Below are 24,158 nucleotides of genomic sequence, written 5' to 3' on the forward strand. Positions count from 1 at the left end.
CGCCGTGCGCGGAGCTACTTGGCGTTCTTGGTCCGCTTGCCGTAGCGGGCCTCGAAGCGCGCGACCCGGCCACCGGTGTCGAGGATCTTCTGCTTGCCGGTGTAGAAGGGGTGGCAAGCCGAGCAGACCTCGACGTGGATGTTGCCGGAAGACTTGGTGCTGCGCGTGGTGAAGCTGTTCCCGCAGCCGCACGTCACGGTGGTGCTGACGTACTCGGGGTGAATGCCGTTCTTCACGGTGGTCGCCTCTCAATCTGTGGCCGCCGGGTCCCCGAAAGCGGGGTGAACCGGAGCCGGACTCGACCTACTAGTGTGCCAGAGCGCTGACAGGTCTTGTAACGCGGTCCCACCTGCCGCTATTCCGCCGACCGTTCGTCGCCGCACGCCGACCTTCCGCCGCGCGGTTGGTTGACGGCTCTGGGACCCGGCGCACACTGGTCGCGTGTTGTACGCCGTAGGCAGACCGCTCTCGGTCTCCGCGTGGCTGGCCGCACCGGTGTTGTTCATGGCGGCTGTGCTGGGGCTGACCGCGTTCGGCGGTCTTCTGATCGATGCGCCGTGGCAGGTCGCGATCACCAGTGGGCTCTGGGGTGGTGGGGCCGCGATCACGGCTGCGCTGTCTCGGGCGGTGACTTGGCATTCGGGGCGGCAGCGGGTGCTGTTGGCTTTGCCGTATCCGGGGGTGTTGTTCGGGGCGGGGCTGGTCTTCGACCAGATCGTGGTGGCCACGCCTTATGCGGTCGCTGTTGGGGTGCCCGCTGTTTTGGTGCTGGTGCGGATGGCTTGGGTGCCTGGGCGTTCTTGGGTGTCTTGAGGCTTCCGCGGCGGTTGGCTGTGGGGTTGCTCGATTCTGCCGAACCCGACTGCCGCTCGGGCGCCGACGGACGTGGTGGAAGCGATCCTGGCGACCGCGGACAAGAATCCTCGCGGAAGGCTGGACAACAGCGAAGATCACGCTCATACCCAATGGGAAATACGCCGGGCTATCTGATCCACAACAGGCAGGCGAAGCACTCATGCGCAAAAGCGGGGGCTGTGTGTGTGAGTGAAACCCGCGACGCCTGGATTCCGACGAAAGGCATCGAGTGCCAGGGGCCAGGCAAGTCGAACACCGTCCCGTCCTGGTGACCGGTCACGCCCCTACGATGACCGAGTGCCCCTGGCCGAGGAAACCGCCGCGCGCCTGCGCGCCTTCCTGACCTCACTTGCCGGGCTACGCGCGCACCTGGACGGGATCGCGACCGAAACCGACCGAACCAGGGACGAAGTCGCGGTCCTGATCCAAGGCACAGGGAACCCACAGACCCAGCGGATTCCCGCCATGCTCACCGAAGCCCTACCGTGCACTCAGCCCTCCAAGCCGTAGAAACCATGATCGGGAACCGCCTGGCCAACCCCGGGCCGTCCAACGCCCCAACTCCGACCACCGCGCCCCGGCCCCCACCGGCACCGGCAAACGTGACCCGTGAACAGGTCGAGCGCCTTCGGGCCGAGTTGCCGCCGACAGTGAAGACTCGAAGCGGGCAGAAGACACACGGTCGGTGGATTGACCCGAACGGCAACGTCCACAACGAGGTCAGCGGCAAGGACGACAAATATCAAGCAGTTGAAGACTACTTCGATGAGATCAAAGTCAGTCAACGTCCGATGCGATCAGCCGATGTGGAAATGAAACCGGCTGTCCATATGCGCAAGAACGACATAAGATCCGCGACCCTAATAATCAACAACCGTCCATGTTTCGGAAAGTTCGGCTGTAACGCACTGGTTCCCGTGTTACTGCCCGAGGGGTACACACTCACCATCTATGACCCTGACGGATTCCAACGCACATATCACGGAGGGAAGACTTCACTATGGTTCCCCTAGAGGTCTACTACGCTCACGAACACGAAGACGATCCGATCGTGGTCACGACAGAAGCAGAGGTAGACGCCCTGATTGACCGAGTAAAAGCCGAATCTCCCAGCGACGCCCCGATCCTCATGCAAATCCATCCGGCCGACGGCAGCAAACAGGAGTTCGCGGTAGGCATACGCGGGGACGTAGGGGTCCTGTACTTCACCGGGCGCGAATGGCCGCACGGGGTTTACAGCGTCGGAGAGGGAGCGTACACCCACGATGAACTTGCGTACTTTTTCGCGGACCAATGGACTGGGTTCCCCTCGAACGCAGAGATCCCCCTAGATGATATTCGACGCGCGTTCAAGGAACACCTTGTAACCGACGGTGCTCGGCCAACCAATATTCGGTGGCAAGACAACACCACGGCCCCGTCCTAGGCCATGACCTCGTCTAGCGGCCAGAGCCTGCCGGGAGCATCCCGGGGACGTGTGTCTCCGGGACGCACATCCGGCCGCGCGGTCAACCTCCCCGGCAAGCGTGGGCCGGGGGGATTCCCGTCACGGGGTTGGCACACCCACCGGGGCACGACCCACACCTTTGACTGGACACGACGTCACCCGAAGCCCTACGACTGATCGACAGCGTGCACTCGGTCCCCCAAGGCGTAGAGACCATGATCGGGAACCGCTTGGCTAACTCCGGGCCAACCAACGCCCCCGCTCTCACCGCCACCACGCCCCGACGCACACCGGCACCGGCACCGGCACTGAAGGACAGTTGTGTGAAGGGCGTCATCCACGATGGTGATCACGGGCGCGTTCGTCAAGCAGCCCGCACGCAGCGGGTGCGGGCAGGCTGCTTGCGGTGAAGTCTGGTGTTGTCAGGCGTTCAAGCCGCGCACGAAGGCGTCCCACTGGCTGGAGCCGAAGAGCAGCACCGACTCGGTGCCGCCCACCTTGCTGTCCCGAGTCGCGACCTCGCCGTCGCCCAAGAACGCCACCTCAACGCACTCACCGTTGGGGCCGCTCCAACTGCTCTTGAACCAGCGGGCGTCGGCCAGCTTGTCACTGCTCATTGTTGCCGCATCTCCCTTGCCAGCTTGGCGATGTAATTCACCGACTCCACCTCGATCATCGAGGCTTCCCACAGGTCTGCGAACGCTTCACTGTAGCGCTTGATCTCGTTCGGCTTCTCCAGGAAGAGCGCCCCGGTCAAACCCTCGATGTAGACCGTGGACGGTTCGGAGGGAGCACCGTTCGCCACGGTCGGGAAGTCCAGCTTGATGAACGGACCGGTCGCGGCCGCCGGATGAAAACCGGCCGAGAACGGCATCACCCGAATTGCCACGTTGTTCCGCTGACTCATCACGACGAGATGCCGAAGCTGCTCGATCATCACCTCGATTCCACCGATCACTCGATCCGATCGGCGAGCGCGTGTTCGAGGAGAAGATCAGCGGCAAGCTCACCGTCGACGCCCGCCAAAACGGGCATCTTGACCTGAGGCAACAGGGAAGGTGCGGGCCGCCTGTGGATAACTCTCCACGTCTGCTTGGGCAAGCCGCAGGCCCGGCCCCCGAGAAGCGAGGGGGCCGGGCCTGTGGGTGTTGGGACTGGTAAGTCAGTCGTCGTTGCCTGCTGGGGTGGTTTTGGCCACCTGCATCAGGAACTCGATGTTTGTCCGGCTCTTGCGCAGGCGGTCGAGCAGGAGTTCGATCGCTGCCTGGCTGTCGAGGGCGTGCAGGACCCTGCGCAGCTTGACGGTGACCGCCAGCTCGTCCGGGGAGAGGAGCAACTCCTCCTTGCGGGTGCTGGACTGGTCGACGTCGACCGCCGGGAAGATGCGCTTGTCGGCGATCTTGCGGTCGAGTTTCAGTTCGGCGTTGCCGGTGCCCTTGAACTCCTCGAAGATGACCGTGTCACCGGCGGAGCCCGTTTCCACCAGGGCGGTGGCGAAGATGGTGAGGGAGCCACCGCCTTCGATGTTGCGGGCCGCGCCGAGGAAGCGCTTCGGGGGGAACAGGGCGGTCGAGTCGACGCCGCCGGAGAGGATTCGGCCGGATGCCGGGGCCGCGAGGTTGTAGGCGCGGCCAAGGCGGGTGATCGAGTCCAGCAGCACGACCACGTCGTGGCCCATTTCCACCAGGCGCTTGGCGCGCTCGATGGAGAGTTCGGCCACGGTGGTGTGGTCGCCCGGGGGGCGGTCGAAGGTGGAGGCGATGACCTCGCCCTTGACCGACCGCTGCATGTCGGTGACTTCCTCCGGGCGCTCGTCGACGAGCACGACCATGAGGTAGACCTCGGGGTTGTTGACGCTGATCGCGTTGGCGATCGCCTGCAGCACCGAGGTCTTGCCCGCCTTGGGGGGCGAGACGATGAGCGCGCGCTGGCCCTTGCCGACCGGCATCATCAGGTCGATGACGCGGGTGGTGAGGATGTGCGGCTCGGTCTCCAGGCGCAGTCGCTCGTTCGGGTAGAGCGGGGTCAGCTTGGTGAACTCGGGGCGGTTCTTGGCCGCGTCCGGGTCCAGGCCGTTGATCGTCTCCACGCGGACCAGCGGGTTGAACTTCTGCCGCTGCTGCTCGCCCTCACGCGGCTGGCGGACCAGGCCGGTGATGGCGTCGCCCCGGCGCAGGCCGTGCTTGCGCACCAGCGAGAGCGAGACGTAGACGTCGTTCGGCCCGGCGAGGTAGCCCGACGTGCGGACGAACGCGTAGTTCTCCAGCACGTCGAGGACACCGGCGACCGGCAACAGCACGTCGTCGTCGCGGACCTCGGTGTCGTTCTGGCCGGTGCCGCCCTCGACCCGGCCGCCGCGCCTGCGGCGGTCGCGGAAGCGACGGCCGCGACGGCCGCCGTCATCGTCGTCGTCGGGGCCGGTCGCCCGGTTGTCCTGCTGACGATCCTGCTGTCGCGTGTCCTGCTGGCGGTCCTGGCGGTCCTGGCGGTCTTGCCGCTCCTGGCGGTCCTGCTGCCGGTCCCCCTGCTGGCGGTTGCGGTCGCCGCGCTGGCGGTCGTTGCGGTCGCCGCGCTCGCCCCGCTCACCGCGGTCGTTGCGGTCGCCCCGCTGCTGGCGCTCGCCCTGCTGCCGCTCGCCGCCCTGCTGACGCTCGTCGACGCGGGCCGCGCGCCCGGACTCCGGCGCCTGCTCGGCGCCTTCCGGGCTTCCCGCCGACCGGCTGGCACCGCGACGGCGCCGGTTGTCCCGGCCGCCCTCGGTGTGCCGGGGGGCCTCCTGCGGGGCGTCCGCCTGCGGTTCGGCAGGCGCCTCAGCAGGCGCGGCCGCCGCGGCTTCGGCTGGCTGCTCGGCCTTCGCCCCGCGCGGCTCGCGCCTGGGCTTGGGCTCCGCGGGCACATCGGCGCCGTTGAGCGGCAGTTGCGTGGCGACGGCGCCGGAGCCGCCCCCCTGCCGCTCCTTGATGGCAGCGATCAGATCACCCTTGCGCATTCCCGCGGTGCTGGGAATTCCCAGCTCACCGGCCAGCTCGCGAAGCTCGGCGAGCACCATGCCGGAAAGACCCGCGCGACGCTTAGGTGTGCCGCCATTGGCACCCGTGCTCTGCGCCTTGTCGGACTGCGACTCGGCGGTGTCGCTGCTCAATAGATCGGTATTGGTCACACATGTCCTTCCTGACCGGTCCCCGCCTCCTACGTGGACCAGCGGACCGCCGTCCGTCGGAATGCGAGACGGCGTATCTCCCCACTGCTTGCTTGCCCTAGTCACGAGCCTGGCCGCGGAGCGGGCCAGCCGTAGGACTCGGTCGCCAACAGGGAGCATCTGGTCACCACGGTCGTCGGGAACCTGCGAGCCCCGGCCCTGACCTTGGAGAAGGACTGAGCCGATACCCCGGCAGATGATGCGACCCGGAAAGAGTTTCCGGGAACGACACCGGGCGCCCGTGCGCGCGGTGACTGAACGCCCCCGAGGGTAGACGGCCGTCACTCAAGGTGCAACAACCGGCCCGCTGCGCGTCGCACCGAGATGAGGGTGTGGCACGGTGATCTGAATCACGAGAGCCTTCAAGCGGTGCAACGCCGCGGTCACGAGGGGTATTCCCGGTCAGTCGAGCGGGTCGACGCGCACACCCGCGCGGTCCACCGAAAGCGGGGTCGCGGTGAACCCGGTGAGATCGACCCCGGCCGGGACGCGGCCGTCCGTGGTGAACGCGAGCACGGTCGGCCCAGCGCCCGACACCGCGGCGGCGACCCCGAGAGCGCGCAGTTCGCGCACCACGCGCAAGGTCCGCGGCCAGGCTTTTTCCCGGTAGTCCTGGTGCAGCGTGTCCGCGGTGGCGGGCAGCAGCAGGTCCGGGCGCGCGGCGAGCGCGTGCACGGCCAACGCCGCCCGGCCAGCGGCGAACGCGGCGTCGGCGTGCGGGACGACGGCGGGCAGCAGCCCCCGGGTGACGTGGGTGGCGGACTCCTCCGACGGCACGATCGCCACCGGCCGCAGGTCCGGGTGCGGCTCGACCCGCGCGGCGCGGAACCTCGGGCCCGGCTCGCACCAGGCGACGACCAGGCCGCCGAGCAGGCTCGCCGCGACGTTGTCGGCGTGCCCCTCGAACTCGGCGGCCAAGTGCAGCGCGTCGTCGTCCAGCGGCTTGCCCGCCAGCCCGTGGGCCGCGGCGATCCCGCCGACGATGGCCGCGGCCGACGACCCGAGGCCCCGGGCGTGCGGGATGACGTTCGCGCAGGTCATGGCCAAGCCGCCGGGGTCGAACCCGAGCCGGTCGCAGGCCGCGCGCAGCGCGCGCACGACCAGGTTCGACTCGTCGCGCGGCACGTCGTCCGCGCCCTCGCCGGTCACGGTCACCGCGAGCCCGGACGGCGCGCGCCGGACCTCGATGACGTCGTGCAGGCCCAGGGCGAGCCCGAGCGCGTCGAAACCCGCGCCCAGGTTCGCCGTCGACGCGGGCACCCGGACGCGGACGCCCGCGGTCACCGCAGGTCCAGCGCCGAGGCGACGGCGGTGGCGTCGACCGGCACCGGCTCGACCTCGACCAGGCCGCGCAGGGCGGTGTCGGGGTCCTTGAGGCCGTGGCCGGTGACCGTGCAGACGACCACGGACCCCTTGGGCAGCCGCCCGTCCGCCGAGGTCTTGAGCAGACCGGCGATGCTGGTCGCCGACGACGGCTCCACGAACACGCCTTCGCGCGTGGACAGCAGCCGGTAGGCGTCGAGGATCTGCTCGTCGGTGGCCGAGTCGAACAGGCCGCCGGACTCGTCGCGGGCGGTCACCGCGCCCGCCCAGGAGGCCGGGCTGCCGACGCGGATCGCGGTGGCGATGGTCTCCGGGTTGGCGACCGGCTCGCCGAGCACCAGCGGCGCGGCGCCTGCCGCCTGGAAGCCGAACATGCGCGGCGTGCTGTCGACCAGCCCGTCCTGGGCGTACTCGGCGTAGCCGCGCCAGTAGGCGGTGATGTTGCCCGCGTTGCCCACCGGGAGGCAGTGGATGTCGGGGGCGCGGCCGAGGACGTCGCAGATCTCCCACGCGGCGGTCTTCTGGCCGATGAGCCGCACCGGGTTGACCGAGTTGACCAGGCCGACCGGGTACTCCGCCGCGGTCTTCTGCGCCAGTTCCAGGCAGTCGTCGAAGTTGCCGTCGATCTGAAGAATGCGCGCGCCGTGCGCGACGGCCTGGGCGAGCTTGCCGAGCGCGATCTTGCCGCGCGGCACCAGCACCGCCGAGGTCATGCCCGCGCGCGCCGCGTAGGCCGACGCCGACGCCGACGTGTTGCCGGTGGAGGCGCAGATGACCGCCTCCAGCCCGTTGGCCAGCGCGTGGGTGATGGCCACGGTCATGCCGCGGTCCTTGAAGGAGCCGGTGGGATTGAGGCCCTCGACCTTGAGGTACACCGTGCACCCGGTCAGCTCCGACAGGTGCGGCGCGGGCAGCAGCGGGGTGTTCCCCTCCCCCAGGGTGATGACCTTGGCGTTCGGGGGAATCGGGACCCTGGACGGATAAGCCTGGATGATGCCCGGCCAGCCTGGCCGCACACCGGTGGGGATGGTCATGAATCCTCGCCTTCGACCCGCATCACGCTGACCACCTCGTGCACGAACGGCAGCCCCGCGATTTTGTCCACTGTGGAGCGCAGCGCGGCGTCTGGCGCGGAGTGCGTGACGACGACCAGGCTGGCGTCGGCAGCCCGGCCCTCCTGCCGCACCGCCGCGATGCTCACCTCGTGCTGGGCGAACACGGCGGCGACAGCCGCCAGCACGCCCGCGCGATCGGCCACGTCCAGGCTGATGTGGTACCTGGTCGACGCCTGCGCGATCGGGCGCACCGCGAGGTCGGCGTAGGCCGACTCGCGCGGTCCGCGCCCGCCGACGACCAGGTTGCGGGCCACCGCGACCAGATCGCCGAGCACGGCGCTGGCGGTGGGTGCACCGCCCGCTCCCTGCCCGTAGAACATGAGCTGTCCGGCGGCCTCCGCCTCGACGAAGACCGCGTTGAACGCCCCGCCGACCCCGGCGAGGGGGTGGTTGCGCGGGATCATCGCCGGGTGCACGCGCACCGCGACGGACTCACCGCCGTCGCCGCCGACGCGCTCGCAGATGGCCAGCAGCTTGATGGTGCGGCCAAGGACGCGGGCGGCTGCGACGTCCGACGGGGTGACCGCGGAGATGCCCTCGCGGTAGACGTCGCCCGCGGTGACCCGGGTGTGGAAGGCGAGCGAGGCCAGGATCGCGGCCTTGGACGCGGCGTCGTAGCCGTCGACGTCGGCGGTCGGGTCGGCCTCGGCGTAGCCCAGCCGGGCCGCCTCCTCCAGCGTCTCGGCGTAGCCCGCGCCGGTCTCGTCCATCGCGGAGAGGATGAAGTTCGTCGTGCCGTTGACGATGCCCATCACCCGGGTGATGCGGTCCCCGGCCAGCGACTCGCGCAGCGGGCGCAGCAGCGGGATCGCGCCCGCGACGGCGGCCTCGAAGTACAGGTCGACCCCGGCGGCGTCGGCCGCGGAGAACAGCTCGCCAGCGTGCTCGGCCAGCAGCGCCTTGTTGGCGGTGACCACGGACTTGCCCGAGCGCAGCGCGTCGAGCAGCCAGGTGCGGGTCGGCTCGATGCCGCCGATGACCTCGACCACCACGTCCACGTCGGGGGCGGTGACCAGCGCCGCGGCGTCGGTGGTGAGCAGCTCGGCTGGCACGTCGCGGTGCTTGTTGGGCCTGCGCACGGCGATGCCCGCCAGCTCGACCGGGGCGCCGACGCGGGCGGCCAGCTCGTGGGCCTGCTCGGTGAGCAGCCGCACGATCTGCGCGCCCACCGTCCCGCAGCCGAGCAGCGCGACCCTGATCGGTTTGGCGGCCTCGCTCGTCACGTCATCTCCAGTCGTAGCAGGTCGTCCACGGTCTCCCGGCGCAGCAGCAACCGCGCCTGCCCCCCGCGCACGGCCACCACCGCGGGCCGGGGCAGCCGGTTGTAGTTGCTCGCCATCGAGTAGCAGTAGGCGCCGGTCGCGGCCACCGCCAGCAGGTCGCCGGGAGCAAGGTTCTCCGGTAGCCAGCAGTCTCGCACCACAACGTCGCCGGTCTCACAGTGTTTACCCACGACCCGGGACAGCACCGCCGCCCCGCCCCGCTCGCCCTCGTCGCTGGCGCGGGAGACCAGCCGGGCGTCGTAGAGGGCGTCGTAGAGGGCGGTGCGGATGTTGTCGCTCATCCCGCCGTCGACGCTGACGTAGCGCCGCCCGGTGCCGTGGCCGAGCGCGACCTCCTTGGTGGTGCCGACCTCGTAGAGGGTCACCGTGCCGGGGCCGACGATCGCCCGGCCGGGCTCGACGGCCACCTTCGGCACCGGCAGCCCGGCCTGCTCGCACTCCTTGGTGACGATCGCGCGGAGCTGGTCGGCCAGCCACATCGGCGGCGGCGGGTCGTCCTGGGCGGTGTAGGCGATGCCGAGGCCGCCGCCGAGGTCGACGGTGGTCAGCGACTCCAGCGCCGCCGGGCCGTGCTCGGCGTGCAGTTCGGCGAGCAGGCCGATGACCCGGTGCGCGGCGACCTCGAAGCCGTCGGCGTCGAAGATCTGCGACCCGATGTGGCTGTGCAGGCCGACCAGCGACAGGTTCCCCGCCTTGATCACCCGGCGGGCCGCCTCGGCCGCGTCCCGCCCGGCCAGCGAGAAGCCGAACTTCTGGTCCTCGTGCGCGGTGGCGATGAACTCGTGGGTGTGCGCCTCGACGCCGACGGTGATCCGGATCAGCACCGGGGCGACGACGCCGCGGTCGCGGGCGAGCCGGTCGAGGCGGACGATCTCGTGGAACGAGTCGACCACGATCGCGCCGACGCCCGCGTCGAGCGCCTCGGCGAGTTCGGCGACCGACTTGTTGTTGCCGTGCAGGGTGATCCGCTCCGGCGGGAAGTCCGCGCGCAGCACCACGGCCAGCTCGCCGCCGCTGCACACGTCGATGCTCAGGCCCTCGTCGGCGACCCAGCGGGCGATCTCCACCGACAGGAACGACTTCGACGCGTAGTGCACCAGCGCGGGGTCGCCGAAGGCGGTGGCGTGCTCGCGGCAGCGGGCGCGGAAGTCGTCCTCGTCCATCACGAACAGCGGCGTGCCATAGGTCTCGGCCAGCTCGCGGACGTCGACGCCCGCGAGCCGCACCACGCCGTCGGCGCCGCGTTCGGCGTTGCGCGGCCAGACCCGCTGGTTCAGCTCGTCGAGCGCCGCGGCGTCCGCGGGTCGCTCGCCAGCGGTGTTGCCGGGCGGCAGCACGTCAGCGTGCCGCGGTCCTGCCGGGTGTGCCCTCATCAGTCCTGTTCCTACATTCGTTCCGGTGCGGTGATTCCGAGCAGCCCCAGCCCGTTCGCCAGAACCTGGCGGGCGGCGTCGCACAGCGCGAGCCGCGCGGTGGTCAGCGGTCCGGCCTGCTCGTCGCCCTGGGGCAGGACGCGGCAGGCGTCGTAGAACTTGTGGTACGCCCCGGCCAGTTCCTCCAGGTACCGCGCGACCCGGTGCGGCTCCCGCAGATCCGCCGCAGCGGCGACCACGCGCGGGAACTCGCCCAGGGTGCGGATGAGGTCGCCCTCGCGCGGGTGGACGAGCAGCGCCAGGTCCGGGGTCTCCTTCTCGGGCAACGGGATGCCGAGGTCGGCCGCGTTGCGCAGCAGCGAGGAAAGCCGCGCGTGCGCGTACTGGACGTAGAAGACGGGGTTGTCGTTGGAGCGCTTGCTCCACAGCGCGAGGTCGATGTCCACAGTGGAGTCGACAGTGGAGCGGATCATGGCGTAGCGGGCGGCGTCCACGCCGATCGCCTCGACCAGGTCCTCCATCGTGATCACCGTTCCGGCGCGCTTGCTCATCCGCACCGGCTTGCCGTCGCTGACCAGGTTCACCATCTGTCCGATGAGGACTTCCACGGTGCCCGGGTCGTCGCCGAACGCGGCCGCGGCCGCCTTGAGCCGGGCGATGTAGCCGTGGTGGTCCGCGCCGAGCAGGTAGACGCAGAGATCGAAGCCGCGGCGGCGCTTGTCCTGGAAGTAGGCGATGTCACCGGCGATGTAGGCGGGCTGCCCGTCGCTCTTGATGACCACCCGGTCCTTGTCGTCGCCGTACTCGGTCGAGCGCAGCCACCACGCGCCGTCGGCGAGGTAGAGGTTGCCCGACGCCTTGAGCTCGGCCAGCGCCTTGTCGACCGCGCCCGAGGCGTGCAGGGAGTCCTCGTGGAAGTACACGTCGAAGTCGGTGCCGAACTCGTGCAGGCTCCGCTTGATCTGCTCGAACATCAGGCCCACGCCGACCCGGCGGAAAGTCTCGGCGTCGGACCGCCCCAGCGCCCCCGGCTCCCGGCGCAGCACCTCGGCGGCGATGTCGGCGACATAGGCGCCCGCGTACCCGTCCTCGGGAGCGGGCTCGCCCTTGGCCGCGGCGATCAGCGAGCGGGTGAACCGGTCGATCTGGCTGCCCGCGTCGTTGAAGTAGTACTCCCGGGTGACCTCGCCGCCCTGCGCGGACAGCACCCGGCCCAGCGCGTCGCCGACCGCGGCCCAGCGGGTGCCGCCGAGGTGGATCGGGCCGGTCGGGTTGGCCGAGACGAACTCCAGGTTGATCCGGCGCCCGGCGAGCGCGTCGCCCCGGCCGTAGGCGGCCCCGGCTGCGCGGATCTGGGTGACCACCGCGCCCTGCGCCGCCGCGGCGAGCCGCAGGTTGATGAAGCCGGGCCCGGCGACCTCGGCCGAGTCGACGCCGGTGTCCTCGGCCAGCGCCCCGGCGAGCCAGCCTGCCAGGTCACGCGGGGTGACCCCGGCGCGCTTGGCGACCTGGAGGGCGAGGTTGGTGGCGTAGTCGCCGTGCTCGGGATTGCGCGGCCGCTCCACCGTGACCAGGGCCGGAACGACCCCGGTGTCGAGCCCGCGGTCGCCGAGAACCCGCACGGCGGCGGAACGAACCAGGTCAGCGAGCACGGCGGGAGTCACCCGGCAAGTCTAGGTAGGCGGGTCCCACGGTCCGTAGCCGGCTACGTTCCATAGACTCGGCGCCATGATGCGGTACGCGCGACACGCGGCGCTCGGCGCCGTCGCCTGCCTGGCCCTGACCGGCTGCGGCGGAATCGAGGAGCTGGGCGTTCCCACGGCGAGCGGCCCGCGCGGCTCCTCCTCGGACAAGCAGGCGGGCGCGTCCGGCGGGGGCAAGGAGTTCACCCCCAGCGAGGACAACCAGGACCCGACGCGGAAGATCGACGGCGTCGTGGAGGCCGAGTACGAGCCGGGCAAGCACGTCAAGGCCGACCAGCGGGTCGCCTACGACCGCAAGCCGCCGCTGGGCGGCGCGCACGACGGCATCTGGGCCGCGTGCAACGGCGTGATCTACCCGACCGCGATCCGCACCGAGAACCTGGTCCACTCGATGGAGCACGGCGCGGTGTGGCTCAGCTACGACCCGGCGAAGGTCACCGGCGACGACGTGGTGGCGCTGGCCGAGCGGGTGCAGGCCAAGCCGTACACCGTCATGTCTCCCTTCCCCGGCCAGCCCAAGCCGGTGTCCGTGCAGTCCTGGGGCAGGCAGCTTCAGGTGGACGAGGTGGACGACCCGCGCATCGACCAGTTCATCACCGCCACCCGCGCCAACCCGTACCTGAGCCCCGAGCCCGGCGCCTCCTGCGACATGGTCGACGCCGACCTGTTCGACCAGGACGCGCCGCCGCCGTTCGACCCCACTGCGCCCGGCCCGGACGCGGTGCCCCCGACGGGTGAATGACAGCGGTGTATGACGCGGTTGACACCCACCAGACACCCGGTCCTTAGAATGGCCTTCGCACCTGCTCCGGTGCAGCTCCCCGGCGGGAGCCCCCTCGACACCTGAGGTTCGAGACGTATGGCCAGCGGGACGAAGAAAAAGGGCAAGCCGAACGCGGTCAAGGCCGCGCGGGCCTCGGTTGTGGCCAAGAAGGGCAAGCCCTGGGGCACCATCGCCGCGGTGGTGGCCGTGCTCCTGCTGGCGGGCGGTGTGTTCGGCTACGCCTACGTCAAGGTGTCCGCCGCGGAGAAGTTCCTCCCGGCCGACGACAACAAGGACCCGTCGGAGAAGATCGCCGGGGTGGTCCGGCAGACCTACTCCCCCGGGCAGCACGTCGACGCCACCCAGCGGGTCGCCTACGACCAGAGCCCGCCGTTCGGCGGGCCGCACGACGGCGTCTGGGCCGACTGCACCGGCATCGTCTACCCGACGGCCGTGCGCAACGAGAACATGGTCCACACGCTGGAGCACGGCGCGATCTGGATCGCGTACAACCCGGACACGGTGACCGGCCCCGCGCTGGACAAGCTCAAGTCCCTGGTCGACAACAAGCCGTACATGGTGATGTCGCCCTACCCCGGCCTCGACCGCCCGATCTCGCTCCAGTCCTGGGGCCACCAGCTCAAGCTGGACAGCGCCGACGACGAGCGGATCGACCAGTTCATCAGGTCGCTGCGCACCAACGTCTACCAGCACCCCGAGCCCGGCGGCCGCTGCGACAGCAACGGGACCGGCTTCAACCCGGCCGCCCCGCCGCCGTTCGTGGCCGAGCAGCCCGGCCCGGACGCGATCGGCATGGACGGCAAGCCGGTCACCCCGGCCCCGCCCGCCGCCCCGACGAGCAGCGCGCCGCCCACGCAGTGACCGAGCAGGACCAGGCAGCCATGGGGAACCAGGCCGGGGACCGGGCCGACGAGGGCCAGACCGCGGGCACGGCCAAGCGGTCGGCGGTGGTGTACGCCGCGGCCGCGCTGGCGGTGCTCCTGGTGGGCGCGGCGATCGGGATGCTGATCACGCTGTCCGCCGTCGGCCGCGACGACCCGCCGGGCGCGGACTCGGTCGACGTCGGCTTCGCCCAGGACATGCGCACCCACCACCTACAGGCCATCACCATGGCCGGGTGGGCGCGCAACGGCAGCCAGGACGCGGAGATCCGGCAGCTCGCCTTCGACATCGAGTCCACCCAGCTCGACCAGAGCGGCCAGTTCAGCGGCTGGCTCACCGCGTGGGGACAGCCCGCGCTGGCCCCGATCGACCAGCCGCACATGCGCTGGATGGCTGGCGCGGCCCACGGCCACGGCGACGGGCCCGCAGGCACGGAGCAGATGCCCGGCATGGCCACCAGCGAAGAGCTGGCCCGGCTGCGCAACAGCACCGGCGCGGAGTTCGACGTGTACTTCCTGCAGCTGATGCTGCGCCACCACGAGGGCGGCCTGGAGATGGCCGCCTACGCCGCCGACCATGCCCGGCTCGGCTACGTCCGCAACATGGCCGCGAAGATCAAGCAGGGCCAGCAGGCCGAGTCGACGCTGCTCACCGACATGCTGACCGCCCGGGGAAGCAAGCCGCTGCCGTCCTGACTCACCAGGAAAGCTGCGCGCACTGCGAGGCCGGGCACTCGACCTGCAAGGTGGCGTGCTCGATCTGGTACTCGCGGGTCAGCAGCTCCCTGGCCTGGGTCAGGACCTCGCCCTGGTCGGCCCCGTTGGTGACGGTGAGGTGCGCCGAGACGACCTCCATGCCCGAGGTCAGCGTCCAGACATGCACGTCGTGGACCTCGGTGACCCCGGGGACCGCGCCCAGCCGGGACGTCATCTCGCCGACGTCGAGCCGCTCGGGGGCGTGCTGGAACAGGATGCGCAGCGCCCGGCGGGCCAGTGACCAGGTCCGCGGCAGCACCCACAGCCCGATCGCGACACCCACGATCGGGTCGGCCCACCGCCAGCCCGTCGTCAGCGTCACCACGGCGCTGACCAGCACCCCGACCGAGCCGACGAGGTCGGCCACCACCTCAAGGTAGGCGCCGCGCACGTTCAGGCTCTCCCGCGCGCCGTCCCTGAGCAGCAGAAACGACACCACGTTGGCGACCAGGCCCGCCGTCGCCGCGAGCAGCACCGGCAGACCGGCCACCGCGGGCGGGTCGGTGAACCGGCCGATCGCCTCGTACACGACGTACCCGGCGACCCCGAACAAGAGCACGGCGTTGGCCAGAGCGGCCAGGACCTCGGCCCGGTAGAGCCCGAACGTGCGGTTGGGCCGGTTTCGCGCCCGCCGCGCCGCGACGACCGCGGCCACCGCCAGCCCGACACCGACCACGTCCGTCAGCATGTGCGCGGCGTCGGAAAGCAACGCCAGCGACGACGTCGCGATCCCCACGGCGAACTCCACCACCATGATCCCGGCGGCGATGGCGAACGCGGCCCACAGCCTGCCCACCAACCGTCCGGAAGCACTGGCGGCGTCGGCGACGCCGACCCCGTGACCGTGTCCGTGCCCCACTGCCCCAACCCCGCTTTCCCGCGCCGACAACCGACATATTGTCTCATGCGCATACATGCAATACCACCACCCGTCGAGGCATGATCCGTCACTCGACCGAGCGGAGATCCGCGTTCGGACCGCCCCCGCAGGCCGCCGTTCTGGTAGACGGAAAGCAGGCTCACCAGCGAAAACCCCGATCGGAACGAGGTCAGGCGTGCGCCATCTCCCCCGCCCACGCCGCCCGCGGCCACTCTCCAGATCACACCGCCCCGCCCCATCCCCCTCCCCTCGGCACCCGCTTCTCATGCACCCCCGGCAGTTCCACCACCTGCTCAGCGGGAGCGTCGAGCACGTCCACCGCGTCCTTTCCGCGCGCGGTCAGCGCGTCAACCGCGCGCGGTTCCCATCCCCGATGCGCCCGGTCACGGCACTGGTTCTGGTGGCCCTGTTCCTGGGCGTCACACTGGCCCACCCGGAGACGCACCTGGCGCGCATCGGCAAGCCGGTTCTCCAGATCCCCGCAGCCGACCGGGCGGGGGAGGGGTTCTCCGACGGCTTCCCCGGAACCGTCGTCCAACTCGCCGTGCCCGAGCCACCCACCCTGACCGGCCCGTTCACCAGCGGCGGCGGCATCCCGCCCGCCCTGCTCGTCGCCTACCGGCAGGCCGAGACCCGACTGGCGGCCACCCACCCCGACTGCGGCCTGCGCTGGCACCACCTGGCCGCCATCGCCCAGGTCGACTCCGGACACGCCCACAACGGCCGGATAACCCCCACCGGCGACACCCTCGTCCCCCTCTACGGCCCGGTCCTGACCGGCAGCCCCGGCATCCCCCCCGTCCCCGACACCGACGCGGGCACCCTCGACGCCGACGACGTCTGGGACCGCGCGGTCGGCCCCCTGCACCTCACCCCCACCGCGTGGACCACCCACCGCCAAGACGCCAACGGCGACGGGGTGGCCAACCCGCACAACATCTACGACGCCACCCTGACCGCGGGCAACCACCTGTGCTCCGGGAACACACGGCTGCCCAACCCGCAAGACCTGCAAGCCGCCCTAGCCCGCTACAACCCCGCACCCCAGTGGGCGACCGCGGTGACGGCATGGATGCTCACCTACGCCGCACTCGCCTCCCCCGCCGCCCCGCAACACCAGTCCTCCGCTCCCCCACGCTCCGACCCCCCAGACCCCTACCCCCTGCCCGAGCCGATCCCCGACCCCAAACCCATCCCACCCCAACCGGCCCCCCAGCCCGAACCGGTCACCGAACCTGTCCCCGCGCCCGAGCCCACACCCACACCGCCTGCCCAGCCCACCCCCACCCCGGCTCCACCGACCCAGCCGGAACCCACCCCCCAACCCGAACCCAGCACCCAGCCGGAACCGGTGTCACAACCGACAGCTCAACTGACCGCCGAACACCCCACCACCACGCAGCCAACCGACACACCAACGATCACCCAGCCGACGACCGAACAACCGGCCACGCAGCCAATCGCCGCGCCACCGACAACTCAGCCCACCAACACGCAACCAACCACCCAGCAACCCGCCGCCGCCGCCGCCGAACAACCAACCACCCGACCGACCACCGAACAGGCCACCGCCGCGCAACCAGCCACCCGGCCGAGCACCCACGAGCCAACCACCGAGCAGCCGATCACTCAACCGGTCACCCAACTGGCAACTCGGCCCACCGAAGCCGCTGAGCCCATGCCCCGACCCATCGAAGCGCCCGCTCCCGAACCGGCCGCCCACAACGCCCTCGGCTCGATCGCGGCACATCTCCCGCCCGCCCTCTACGACCCTCACTGACCGCCGAACCGTCGATCTCCCGTGAACGACAAGAGCCGCCACGGTGTGACCGTGGCGGCTCTTGTCGTGGTGCAGTACGTGCCCCTGGCAGGATTCGAACCTGCGCTCCCGCCTCCGGAGGGCGGTGCTCTATCCCCTGAGCTACAGGGGCGTTCTGCGACGGGGAAAGTCTAGCGCACGGTGTCGGCGGGTCTTCACCACCCCGGTACCGGCGCCCGGCGCGGGCGAAAGGCCTGTTCCGGTCAGGGAAGGCGCAGGACGGCGGCCAGGACGCCCACGGTGCCGCTGAGGGCGCCGATGGCGACGTTGAGGATGTGGTGGGCGCGGGTGGCTCGGCGGTGGTTGGTGGCGAACAGGGCCACGGGGCCCGCGCAGGCGATGATGGTGACGAGGGTGGCCAGGTACGCCAAGAGCAGCCAGGTCCACATCGATGGGTCTCTCCTTCTCGGGGCTGTGGTGAAGCCCACCGGATTCGCTAGTGGGCGTGCTGCCACGCTAATGAGATGTGTTCCGGAATAGGAAGTTCAGTCTGGCAATGACCAGGCAACTTGCCGGACGCCTTCTCGCGGACGGGTGTGGAGAAACGAAACAGGGAACCGACCTGCCGATGTTGGACAAATACTGGACAGTTGCCGGAAACTTGCCAGCGCCCGCGGCCGGAACCAGCGGCAACTTGCCGAGAAGTTGCCACTTCGCCTGGTAGGCAAGGGATGCGCCACTGGCGTGGCAAGTCCGCGGCAAGTTCGCCGCCGGGTGGCGCGGTCAGATCCGGTCAGTCGCGGTCACGGCCGGGCAGTGGCAAATCGGTGGCAAGAATGCGCCGCGCGGACTTTTCGGCGGTGCGCGCGACAGTGCCGATCGGGGCCGCTACTATCTTGATCACTTTATTGCTGCTGGGGGATGAAAGGGAGCGACGCGGTGGCGGTGCCTGTCGAGGAGAAGCTCCACAAGGGGCCAGGTGTGCGGCGTCCCGATCTCACTGAATTCCTGACCGAGCCGTTCGCGGCCAGAATGCACGTCTTCGACGACGACCCGGCCGAGGTCGTGCTGGCCAAGGTCGTCTGGCAGGTGTCGGCGGTGGTCCGGCGGGTCACCCGCGACCCGAAGTGGATCACCGTCCTGGAGGCCATGTACAACCTGCCCCGGGACCCGGAACTCACCCCGCTCGGCCTCACCGGCCGCCTCACGCTGCTGCGGCGCCGCCACGGCACGGGCTGGGACACCAGCACCACGAACACCCGGCTGTCGGAACTGCGCCGCAACCACCTGTTCGGCCAACTCAAGGGCAAGTTCCCCTGGCCGCCCGAGCACGAGATCGAGCCGCTGGCCCGTCTGGAGGCCGAGTACGCGAGCCTGCGGAACGGGACCGGCGGCCACCAGACTTACCTGCTTCCCGAAAGCGCTTTCGGGAAGCTGATCGCCGGGCGGAACGGGGCCGGGCGGGGCGAGGTCGACCACGCCCTGCTCGCCCAGGCGACCCTGCACTTCGCCGTCTCCGCGCGCGGGAACCTGGTGACGACGACCACCGCGGACTTCGGCGAGAACCTGCCGGTGTTCACCGACGCGGGCCTGCTGCGGGAGTACCTGGCCGCGGTCCGCGCGCCCGCGTCCGACGTGCCCGCGGACGCCCCCGGCCGCAAGATCCTCGACATCCTGGTCTCGGCCGGGCGGATCGGCCTGGTGGTGAACCCGCTGGGCGGCCACGGCGCGCACGTCGGCCAGCACTGGTCGCCCGCGGACCTGGCGCGGCTGGCGCGCCGGTGACCCCCGACCAGCAGGGCTTCACGGTCGACCTCGCCGAACTGGCGGTGCTGGCGCGCACGGCCGACGACTTCGCCGACGCCATCCGGACCGCCTGGCAGCGGGACTGGTTCGAGGACGACAAGTGGCCAGACACCGACCCGCTCCGCACCGCGGTCATCACCTACCGGCGGAGCCTGCAGGCGGCGATGGAGCGGTTGGCCGGGGGGACCGAGCGGCTCGCCGAGCACCTTGAGGCCGTCCGCGCCGGCTACCAGGAGACCGACGCTGAGGCCGCGAGCGCGATCGAGCGCGTCCTGCGGGACCGATGAGGAGAGTGACGACCGATGGGGGCGCCGATTCCCGACGACCCAGCGCAGCCGCCGGGCGCGCGAAACCTGGTGCGCATCCTCACCGAGACGCTGGAGGTCCACGACGAGGCGCTGTCCGCAGGCGACAACCTCAAGGCGCGGCTGACCCCGCAGCACTACACCGGCGCGGCGCGCGACGCCCTGGTCGACACCGGGCTGGCGAAGCTCCAGGCGCAGTGGCGGCAGGTCGCCGACGTGCACGGCAAGGCGGTGGAGCGGGTCGGCGGCCACAACACGTTCCTGCACAACCTGCCCGACCTGTGGGCTGAGCCTGCCGACCGCCCCCGGCTGCACGAGTTGTGGGCGCGGCACACCGGCATGGTCGCCGACGACCTGCTCGCCTGGGCCGCGGAACTCGACCGGCTCGGCCATGTCGACTTCGCCGATCCGCCGCCGCCCGCCCCACGCCCCGACCCGGTGGCGCCCCGCCCTGAACCGCTCCCGGCGCCGCCTGTCCCGCCCCCGGCTCCGGTCCCCGTCGCCCGGCCCGACGTGCGGCAGGTCGCGGCCGAGTTCGCCCAGACCTACCAGGCGGCCGATCGCCTCCGCGACCAGATGCTGGCGGGCGGGCGCGCCGACCACCTCCGGTGGCCGGGCTAGGCGGGGCGAACCACGCGAGCAGACCGGCAACCACGACAACCGCCACCGACACCCCGGATCAACAGGAGGGCGCCACATGGCCGAGCACCCACACAGCGAGCAGGCGCGACGACCGCCGCCTGCGGCCGGAATGACCGGGGCGAACCACGCGGACACAGCCGACCGTCTCCGCGACCACAAGCAGGCCGCCAACCACGGCGACGATCACCGAAGGCCACGATGAGCAGGGCACACCACGTGGACACGCTCGACCTCCGCCACGGCCGGACGCCTGCGGGCGAGCATGGCGGCCACCTGCGGGGGCCGGGATGAGCGCGGCCGACGACCCGCGGCCGATCCGGCCCGTGCCGGTGGTCGACACCTCGTCCGTCGCGGTGGAGCGGGTGCGGACCGCGGCGGAGTTCGCCGCCTGTCTGGACCAGGTGCGGGTGCTGGCCGGCCCGCTGTCGCACCGGGAGATCGAAAGCCGCGGCGGCGGGCGGCTGCGGCGCACCAAGATCGGCCAGGTGCTCGCGGGGGAGCTTCCCCGCCGCGAGTTCCTGGCCGCCTACCTGACCGTGTGCGGGGTTCCCGCGGACGCCCACGAACCGTGGCATCGCAAGTGGACGTTCCTGATCTCGGCCAGGCTCCCCGCCGAGCCGGATGTCGCGACCGTCCATCGCGAACGCGACGCGGCGGTGGCCAGGGCACGGCTGCTTGAGCAGGAGGTGGCCGCCCTGCGCGCGACGGCCGTCGTGCCACCGGAAGCCCACGAGTCGTTCCGCAAGGAGATCCGCACCCTGCGCGCCGAACGCGACGCCGCCCGGGGGCAGGCGCGCCTCGCGACGCGGCAGCACGAGTCCACAGTGGAGCGGCTCAGGCTCGCCGAGGCCGCTCGGGACGAGGCGCTGAGCCGCCAGCGGCTGCTGGACAACGACCTCCAGGCCGCGGGCGCCACGATCGCGCGACTCACCGAGACGGTGGACCGGCTTCGCGCCCGACCGCGGCAGGCGCGGACGGAAAGCGCGTCCCCGCGCGAGCCGAGCGGGCAGAAGCGCCTCGCGCTATACACCCGCGAAGAAGCGGACGACCTTTATGGCACCACGTCCGACGCGCCGTCCCCAGTGATCGGAGACGGTGAGCCGATCGGCTGAATTCGCCGTCGACCGAACTGGTCGAAATCGGAACATAAGCCGATCTCCCTAGGGCACACTGCTCCACGCGCCTCCCGCCGTCCGACGTCGCACGAGCCGTGAACCACAGCTGACCTCGCGGTTTCCCGCCACCAGCCGCTGTTGGCCGACAGCGAACCTTGACGATCTCGACAGTCCGGCCGTTATCATTTCGTGACCACGTAGGTGTATTCAAACGGCCCCGCGCACGCACCTAACGATGGATAGTGGATCCGCCAGATGCGAGAAGGGGAGGCCATATGGCGATCCGATTTGTTCGACGCAGGCTGGACATGATTCCCAAGGGGGAGGCAGAGAGGGGGACCTCGGCCAGATTGCGCGTGCCGCAGGACCTGTTGGACCGGCACGGCGGACGGGTGCTCGACCCGGAGCGCGCCGAGGTCGCCGCGGGGTGGCCGCGGCCGCGGCCCACCGCGTACCGGCGGCGGGTGTTGTTGATCCCCAACGACATCCTCGGCGACGACACCCGGGTCGAGGCCATCAACGAGGTCATGGGCGCCTCGGGGCTGGCGCCGATCGACGCGGCGGCGGACCGGCGCGTCGCGCGGCCGGTCGTGCTGCGGCCCAGCGGCGACGGCGACCCGGACGACGTGGACTCGTGGGCGGTGCTGCAGCGGCTGCGGACCGCGGCCGACCGGGACGACTGCGTGCTGGACCGGGACGCGGTGGAGCGGATCTCGTTGGACCACTTGATGTTCAGCGCGGTCACCATCACCGGCACGCCGTGGGACACCAACGGCGAGGTCGTGGACGGCTCCTACCGCCGCTCGACGCGGGGGGCGTCGCGGGTGCCGGTGGCGCTGGCGCTGGAGCCGCCGGACCGCGGGAAAGTCGGCACGGACCGGCTCACCCGCAGACCGGTCATCGCGGTGCTGGACTCCGGGATCGGGCCGCACCCGTGGTTCGGCATCCCGGACCGGGCGACGCCGCCGCCGCGGGAGGGGTTCCTTTCGGTGCTGGACGAGGCGCAGGAGGCGATCCGGCAGAACGCCGTGCCGGGTTCTCCGTCGCTGTTGGACTATTGGGACGCTCCGGCGGAGTCCGACACGCTCATCCGCGACATCGACAGCAACATCGGGCACGGCACGTTCATCGCCGGGATCGTCCGGCAGGTCGCGCCGAAGGCGGATGTGCTGGCGGTGCGGGTGATGCACAGCGACGGGATCGCGCACGGGTCCGATGTGCTCGCCGCGCTGTGGGAGATCTCCCGGCGGGTCGAGCGCGCGCAGAACCCGGCGCTGGGCAGGCAGGACGAGATGGTCGACATCGTGTCGCTGTCACTGGGCTACCTGGACGAGACGCCCGCGGACGCCAAGTACACGACGCACGTCGCCGAGGTCGTCAACCGGCTGACCGAGCAGGGCGTGCTGGTGGTGGCCGCGGCGGGCAACCAGTCGACCAGCAGGCGCTACTACCCGGCGGCGCTGGCCGAGACCCCGGAGCAGCCGGGGGCGGGGCCGCAGGTGATCAGCGTCGGCGCGCTCAACCCGAACGCGACCAAGACCGTGTTCTCCAACGACGGCGACTGGGTCACCTGCTGGGCGACGGGCGCGGGCGTGGTCAGCACGTTCCCGACCGACGTCAGCGGGCCCCGGCAGCCCGACTTCGCCGACGAGCACCGCTGCGGGCTGGACCCGGACGATTTCAGCAGCGGCTTCGCGGTGTGGGACGGCACCTCGTTCGCGGCCCCGATGGCCGCGGCGGCGCTGGCCAACGCGCTCATCGAGGTCGGGGCGTGCGACACCGGCCTGGGCCTGGCCAACGTCGACCCGGACACCGTGGTCAAACGGGCCTGGGCGGCACTCGAGCGCTGCTATGAGCAGCACGCGGCCTAGCAGACCGGCCCATGGCGGCAAGCCCTTCACCGACTACGAAGGGCTTGCCGTCCTGCTCGAGAAGGCCCGGCGCGGCGACCGGCGCGCGCTGGGCCAGGTCGCGGTCCGGCTCACGCCGATGCTGTGGCAGGTCGCGCGGGCCCAGGGCCTGGACTCCGAGCGCAGCGCGGACGCGGTCCAGTCGGCCTGGCTGTCGCTGCTCGGCTCGATCGCCGACATCCGCACCCCGGTCGCGCTGACCGCGTGGCTGGTCACGGTCACCAAGCGGACCGCGTGGCGGATGCGCGATGATCACAGCGCCGAGACGCCGACGGCGGTGAGCCTCGATAACGTCCGAGACCCCGAACCCCAGCCGGAGGAACACGCCGTGTTCACCGACCGCAGGAGACGCCTGTGGGCGGCGGTGGCCCAATTACCCCGCCGCTGCCAGGATTTGCTGCGTTTCGTGGCCTTCGTCCACCGCCTCGATTACGCCGAAGTCAGCGCCGCGCTGGGGATGCCCAGGGGTAGCATCGGACCAGTCCGGGGGCGCTGCCTGGCCCGGTTGCGCACCGTGCTGCTTGCCGACGAGAAGGGGAGCTGGCGGTGACGGCCGACGGCGAGCTCGACGATCTCGACTGGGAGATCCTGCGCGAGATCCGCGGGCTCTGCGAAGCGCTCGACCCGGTGCCGGACGACCTGGTCGAGCGGGTCAGGTTCGCGATCGATCTGGCCGACATCGACACCGAGATCGAGGTCCTGCGGGCGACCGAGATGCCCATGGCCGCTGGCGCCCGAGGCGAGCACAGCCGGGTGATCACCTTCGACAGCCCCACCCTGACCATCATGGTGAAGATCGAGTCGAACGCCGACGGGTCGCTGCGGGTGGACGGCTGGCTGTCGCCGGTGGGCGGGCACGCCGTCGAGGCGCGCACCGCGTCCGGCCCGATCACCACCAGCTCCAGCGCGGACGGCCGGTTCTCCCTGGCCCGGGTCCCCGCGGGCATGGTCCAGTTCGTGGTGCGGCCCAGCGGCCAGACCGGGATCGTGAGCACCCCGACGATGAAGCTGTAGGCGCCGTG

The 24,158-nt window shown here is 70.9% G+C and carries 26 protein-coding genes and 1 tRNA gene; 15 read left to right on the forward strand and 12 right to left on the reverse strand.

Features of this window, described 5'->3' with window-relative positions; all coding sequences use genetic code 11:
* Window positions 1–14 precede the first annotated feature (14 nt).
* A complete protein-coding gene (rpmE, locus tag BLS56_RS07300) occupies window positions 15–236 on the reverse strand; it encodes a 50S ribosomal protein L31 (RefSeq protein ID WP_091449146.1) in 222 nt (73 codons plus the stop codon).
* Between the two features lie 205 nt (window positions 237–441).
* Between rpmE and BLS56_RS07305 the strand changes: the two genes are divergently transcribed.
* From BLS56_RS07305 to BLS56_RS32990, 4 genes are all read left to right on the forward strand, one after another.
* Window positions 442–813 (forward strand): hypothetical protein, encoded by a 372-nt coding sequence (locus tag BLS56_RS07305; RefSeq protein ID WP_091449147.1) that lies wholly within the window; start codon window positions 442–444, stop codon window positions 811–813.
* A gap of 339 nt (window positions 814–1,152) precedes the next feature.
* Window positions 1,153–1,365 (forward strand): hypothetical protein, encoded by a 213-nt coding sequence (locus BLS56_RS07310; protein ID WP_091449148.1) that lies wholly within the window; start codon window positions 1,153–1,155, stop codon window positions 1,363–1,365.
* 5 nt (window positions 1,366–1,370) lie between these two features.
* A complete protein-coding gene (locus BLS56_RS32985; protein WP_091449149.1) occupies window positions 1,371–1,868 on the forward strand; it encodes a DddA-like double-stranded DNA deaminase toxin in 498 nt (165 codons plus the stop codon).
* On the forward strand, window positions 1,856–2,281 hold the full coding sequence (locus tag BLS56_RS32990) for an Imm1 family immunity protein (protein WP_091449150.1): 426 nt from the start codon (window positions 1,856–1,858) through the stop codon (window positions 2,279–2,281). Before BLS56_RS32985 ends, BLS56_RS32990 begins: the two co-directional genes overlap by 13 nt.
* Window positions 2,282–2,724: 443 nt before the next feature.
* On the opposite strand, the gene BLS56_RS07325 is transcribed toward BLS56_RS32990, so the two are convergent.
* The 8 genes from BLS56_RS07325 to argS all read right to left on the reverse strand — a co-directional run bounded on the left by BLS56_RS07325 (window position 2,725) and on the right by argS (window position 12,259).
* Window positions 2,725–2,919: a DUF397 domain-containing protein gene (locus BLS56_RS07325; protein ID WP_091449151.1), complete on the reverse strand. Its 195-nt coding sequence runs from the start codon at window positions 2,917–2,919 to the stop codon at window positions 2,725–2,727.
* A complete protein-coding gene (locus BLS56_RS07330) occupies window positions 2,916–3,260 on the reverse strand; it encodes a DUF5753 domain-containing protein (RefSeq protein ID WP_091449152.1) in 345 nt (114 codons plus the stop codon). Before BLS56_RS07330 ends, BLS56_RS07325 begins: the two co-directional genes overlap by 4 nt.
* 204 nt (window positions 3,261–3,464) lie before the next feature.
* Complete coding sequence (gene rho / locus BLS56_RS07335; RefSeq protein ID WP_175482714.1) at window positions 3,465–5,462, reverse strand: transcription termination factor Rho; 1,998 nt, start codon at window positions 5,460–5,462, stop codon at window positions 3,465–3,467.
* Between the two features lie 441 nt (window positions 5,463–5,903).
* Window positions 5,904–6,785: a homoserine kinase gene (thrB, locus tag BLS56_RS07340; protein WP_091449154.1), complete on the reverse strand. Its 882-nt coding sequence runs from the start codon at window positions 6,783–6,785 to the stop codon at window positions 5,904–5,906.
* The gene (gene thrC, locus BLS56_RS07345; protein ID WP_091449155.1) at window positions 6,782–7,858 is read right to left on the reverse strand and encodes a threonine synthase; all 1,077 of its coding nucleotides are present in this window, start codon (window positions 7,856–7,858) and stop codon (window positions 6,782–6,784) included. Before thrC ends, thrB begins: the two co-directional genes overlap by 4 nt.
* Window positions 7,855–9,162 (reverse strand): homoserine dehydrogenase, encoded by a 1,308-nt coding sequence (locus BLS56_RS07350; RefSeq protein WP_091449156.1) that lies wholly within the window; start codon window positions 9,160–9,162, stop codon window positions 7,855–7,857. The genes thrC and BLS56_RS07350 overlap by 4 nt, the downstream gene beginning before the upstream one ends.
* Complete coding sequence (gene lysA, locus BLS56_RS07355; protein ID WP_091449157.1) at window positions 9,159–10,595, reverse strand: diaminopimelate decarboxylase; 1,437 nt, start codon at window positions 10,593–10,595, stop codon at window positions 9,159–9,161. Before lysA ends, BLS56_RS07350 begins: the two co-directional genes overlap by 4 nt.
* 11 nt (window positions 10,596–10,606) lie before the next feature.
* Complete coding sequence (gene argS / locus BLS56_RS07360) at window positions 10,607–12,259, reverse strand: arginine--tRNA ligase (RefSeq protein WP_091449158.1); 1,653 nt, start codon at window positions 12,257–12,259, stop codon at window positions 10,607–10,609.
* Window positions 12,260–12,323: 64 nt separating this feature from the next.
* Here argS and BLS56_RS07365 point away from each other — a divergent pair, with 64 nt between their 5' ends.
* The 3 genes from BLS56_RS07365 (at window position 12,324) to BLS56_RS07375 (ending at window position 14,659) form a co-directional block, all read left to right on the forward strand.
* Complete coding sequence (locus BLS56_RS07365) at window positions 12,324–13,040, forward strand: DUF3105 domain-containing protein (RefSeq protein WP_091449159.1); 717 nt, start codon at window positions 12,324–12,326, stop codon at window positions 13,038–13,040.
* A gap of 117 nt (window positions 13,041–13,157) precedes the next feature.
* On the forward strand, window positions 13,158–13,943 hold the full coding sequence (locus BLS56_RS07370) for a DUF3105 domain-containing protein (RefSeq protein ID WP_091449160.1): 786 nt from the start codon (window positions 13,158–13,160) through the stop codon (window positions 13,941–13,943).
* Entirely contained in the window at window positions 13,940–14,659 is a 720-nt protein-coding gene (locus tag BLS56_RS07375) for a DUF305 domain-containing protein (RefSeq protein WP_228771440.1), read from the forward strand. Before BLS56_RS07370 ends, BLS56_RS07375 begins: the two co-directional genes overlap by 4 nt.
* A 1-nt stretch (window position 14,660) precedes the next feature.
* On the opposite strand, the gene BLS56_RS07380 is transcribed toward BLS56_RS07375, so the two are convergent.
* Window positions 14,661–15,578, reverse strand: a complete 918-nt coding sequence (locus BLS56_RS07380; protein ID WP_091449161.1) for a cation diffusion facilitator family transporter — start codon at window positions 15,576–15,578, stop codon at window positions 14,661–14,663.
* Between the two features lie 286 nt (window positions 15,579–15,864).
* Here BLS56_RS07380 and BLS56_RS32720 point away from each other — a divergent pair, with 286 nt between their 5' ends.
* A complete protein-coding gene (locus tag BLS56_RS32720; RefSeq protein WP_091449162.1) occupies window positions 15,865–17,379 on the forward strand; it encodes a lysozyme family protein in 1,515 nt (504 codons plus the stop codon).
* 79 nt (window positions 17,380–17,458) lie between these two features.
* Here BLS56_RS32720 and BLS56_RS07390 read toward each other — a convergent pair.
* Both BLS56_RS07390 and BLS56_RS07395 read right to left on the reverse strand, forming a co-directional pair.
* Window positions 17,459–17,530, reverse strand: a tRNA-Arg gene (locus tag BLS56_RS07390).
* A 91-nt stretch (window positions 17,531–17,621) separates the two neighbouring features.
* Entirely contained in the window at window positions 17,622–17,807 is a 186-nt protein-coding gene (locus tag BLS56_RS07395; RefSeq protein WP_091449163.1) for a hypothetical protein, read from the reverse strand.
* Between the two features lie 490 nt (window positions 17,808–18,297).
* On the opposite strand from BLS56_RS07395, the gene BLS56_RS07400 reads away from it, so the two are divergent.
* From BLS56_RS07400 to BLS56_RS07425, 7 genes are all read left to right on the forward strand, one after another.
* Window positions 18,298–19,143, forward strand: coding sequence for an SseB family protein (locus tag BLS56_RS07400; RefSeq protein ID WP_139190553.1), 846 nt, complete (start codon window positions 18,298–18,300; stop codon window positions 19,141–19,143).
* The gene (locus BLS56_RS30475) at window positions 19,140–19,451 is read left to right on the forward strand and encodes a type VII secretion target (protein ID WP_175482715.1); all 312 of its coding nucleotides are present in this window, start codon (window positions 19,140–19,142) and stop codon (window positions 19,449–19,451) included. Before BLS56_RS07400 ends, BLS56_RS30475 begins: the two co-directional genes overlap by 4 nt.
* A 15-nt stretch (window positions 19,452–19,466) precedes the next feature.
* A complete protein-coding gene (locus tag BLS56_RS07405) occupies window positions 19,467–20,090 on the forward strand; it encodes a hypothetical protein (protein WP_091449164.1) in 624 nt (207 codons plus the stop codon).
* Between the two features lie 308 nt (window positions 20,091–20,398).
* A complete protein-coding gene (locus BLS56_RS07410; RefSeq protein WP_091449165.1) occupies window positions 20,399–21,223 on the forward strand; it encodes a hypothetical protein in 825 nt (274 codons plus the stop codon).
* 359 nt (window positions 21,224–21,582) lie between these two features.
* Window positions 21,583–23,097: a S8 family serine peptidase gene (locus tag BLS56_RS07415; protein WP_091449166.1), complete on the forward strand. Its 1,515-nt coding sequence runs from the start codon at window positions 21,583–21,585 to the stop codon at window positions 23,095–23,097.
* Window positions 23,078–23,686: an RNA polymerase sigma factor gene (locus tag BLS56_RS07420; RefSeq protein ID WP_091449167.1), complete on the forward strand. Its 609-nt coding sequence runs from the start codon at window positions 23,078–23,080 to the stop codon at window positions 23,684–23,686. Before BLS56_RS07415 ends, BLS56_RS07420 begins: the two co-directional genes overlap by 20 nt.
* A complete protein-coding gene (locus BLS56_RS07425) occupies window positions 23,683–24,150 on the forward strand; it encodes a hypothetical protein (RefSeq protein WP_228771441.1) in 468 nt (155 codons plus the stop codon). The genes BLS56_RS07420 and BLS56_RS07425 overlap by 4 nt, the downstream gene beginning before the upstream one ends.
* Window positions 24,151–24,158: the final 8 nt, after the last annotated feature.

Source organism: Actinokineospora iranica, from assembly GCF_900101685.1.
GTDB classification, from domain to species: domain Bacteria; phylum Actinomycetota; class Actinomycetes; order Mycobacteriales; family Pseudonocardiaceae; genus Actinokineospora; species Actinokineospora iranica.

Coding starts and splice junctions, on each gene's coding strand:
- BLS56_RS07325 (WP_091449151.1), bottom strand. CDS start 2,919: ATGAGCAGTGACAAGCTGGCCGACGCCCGCTGGTTCAAGAGCAGTTGG.
- thrC (WP_091449155.1), bottom strand. CDS start 7,858: ATGACCATCCCCACCGGTGTGCGGCCAGGCTGGCCGGGCATCATCCAG.
- BLS56_RS32990 (WP_091449150.1), top strand. CDS start 1,856: ATGGTTCCCCTAGAGGTCTACTACGCTCACGAACACGAAGACGATCCG.
- BLS56_RS07370 (WP_091449160.1), top strand. CDS start 13,158: ATGGCCAGCGGGACGAAGAAAAAGGGCAAGCCGAACGCGGTCAAGGCC.
- BLS56_RS07410 (WP_091449165.1), top strand. CDS start 20,399: ATGAGCGCGGCCGACGACCCGCGGCCGATCCGGCCCGTGCCGGTGGTC.
- BLS56_RS32985 (WP_091449149.1), top strand. CDS start 1,371: ATGATCGGGAACCGCCTGGCCAACCCCGGGCCGTCCAACGCCCCAACT.
- BLS56_RS07365 (WP_091449159.1), top strand. CDS start 12,324: ATGATGCGGTACGCGCGACACGCGGCGCTCGGCGCCGTCGCCTGCCTG.
- BLS56_RS07405 (WP_091449164.1), top strand. CDS start 19,467: ATGGGGGCGCCGATTCCCGACGACCCAGCGCAGCCGCCGGGCGCGCGA.
- BLS56_RS32720 (WP_091449162.1), top strand. CDS start 15,865: ATGCACCCCCGGCAGTTCCACCACCTGCTCAGCGGGAGCGTCGAGCAC.
- BLS56_RS07420 (WP_091449167.1), top strand. CDS start 23,078: ATGAGCAGCACGCGGCCTAGCAGACCGGCCCATGGCGGCAAGCCCTTC.
- BLS56_RS07395 (WP_091449163.1), bottom strand. CDS start 17,807: ATGTGGACCTGGCTGCTCTTGGCGTACCTGGCCACCCTCGTCACCATC.
- lysA (WP_091449157.1), bottom strand. CDS start 10,595: ATGAGGGCACACCCGGCAGGACCGCGGCACGCTGACGTGCTGCCGCCC.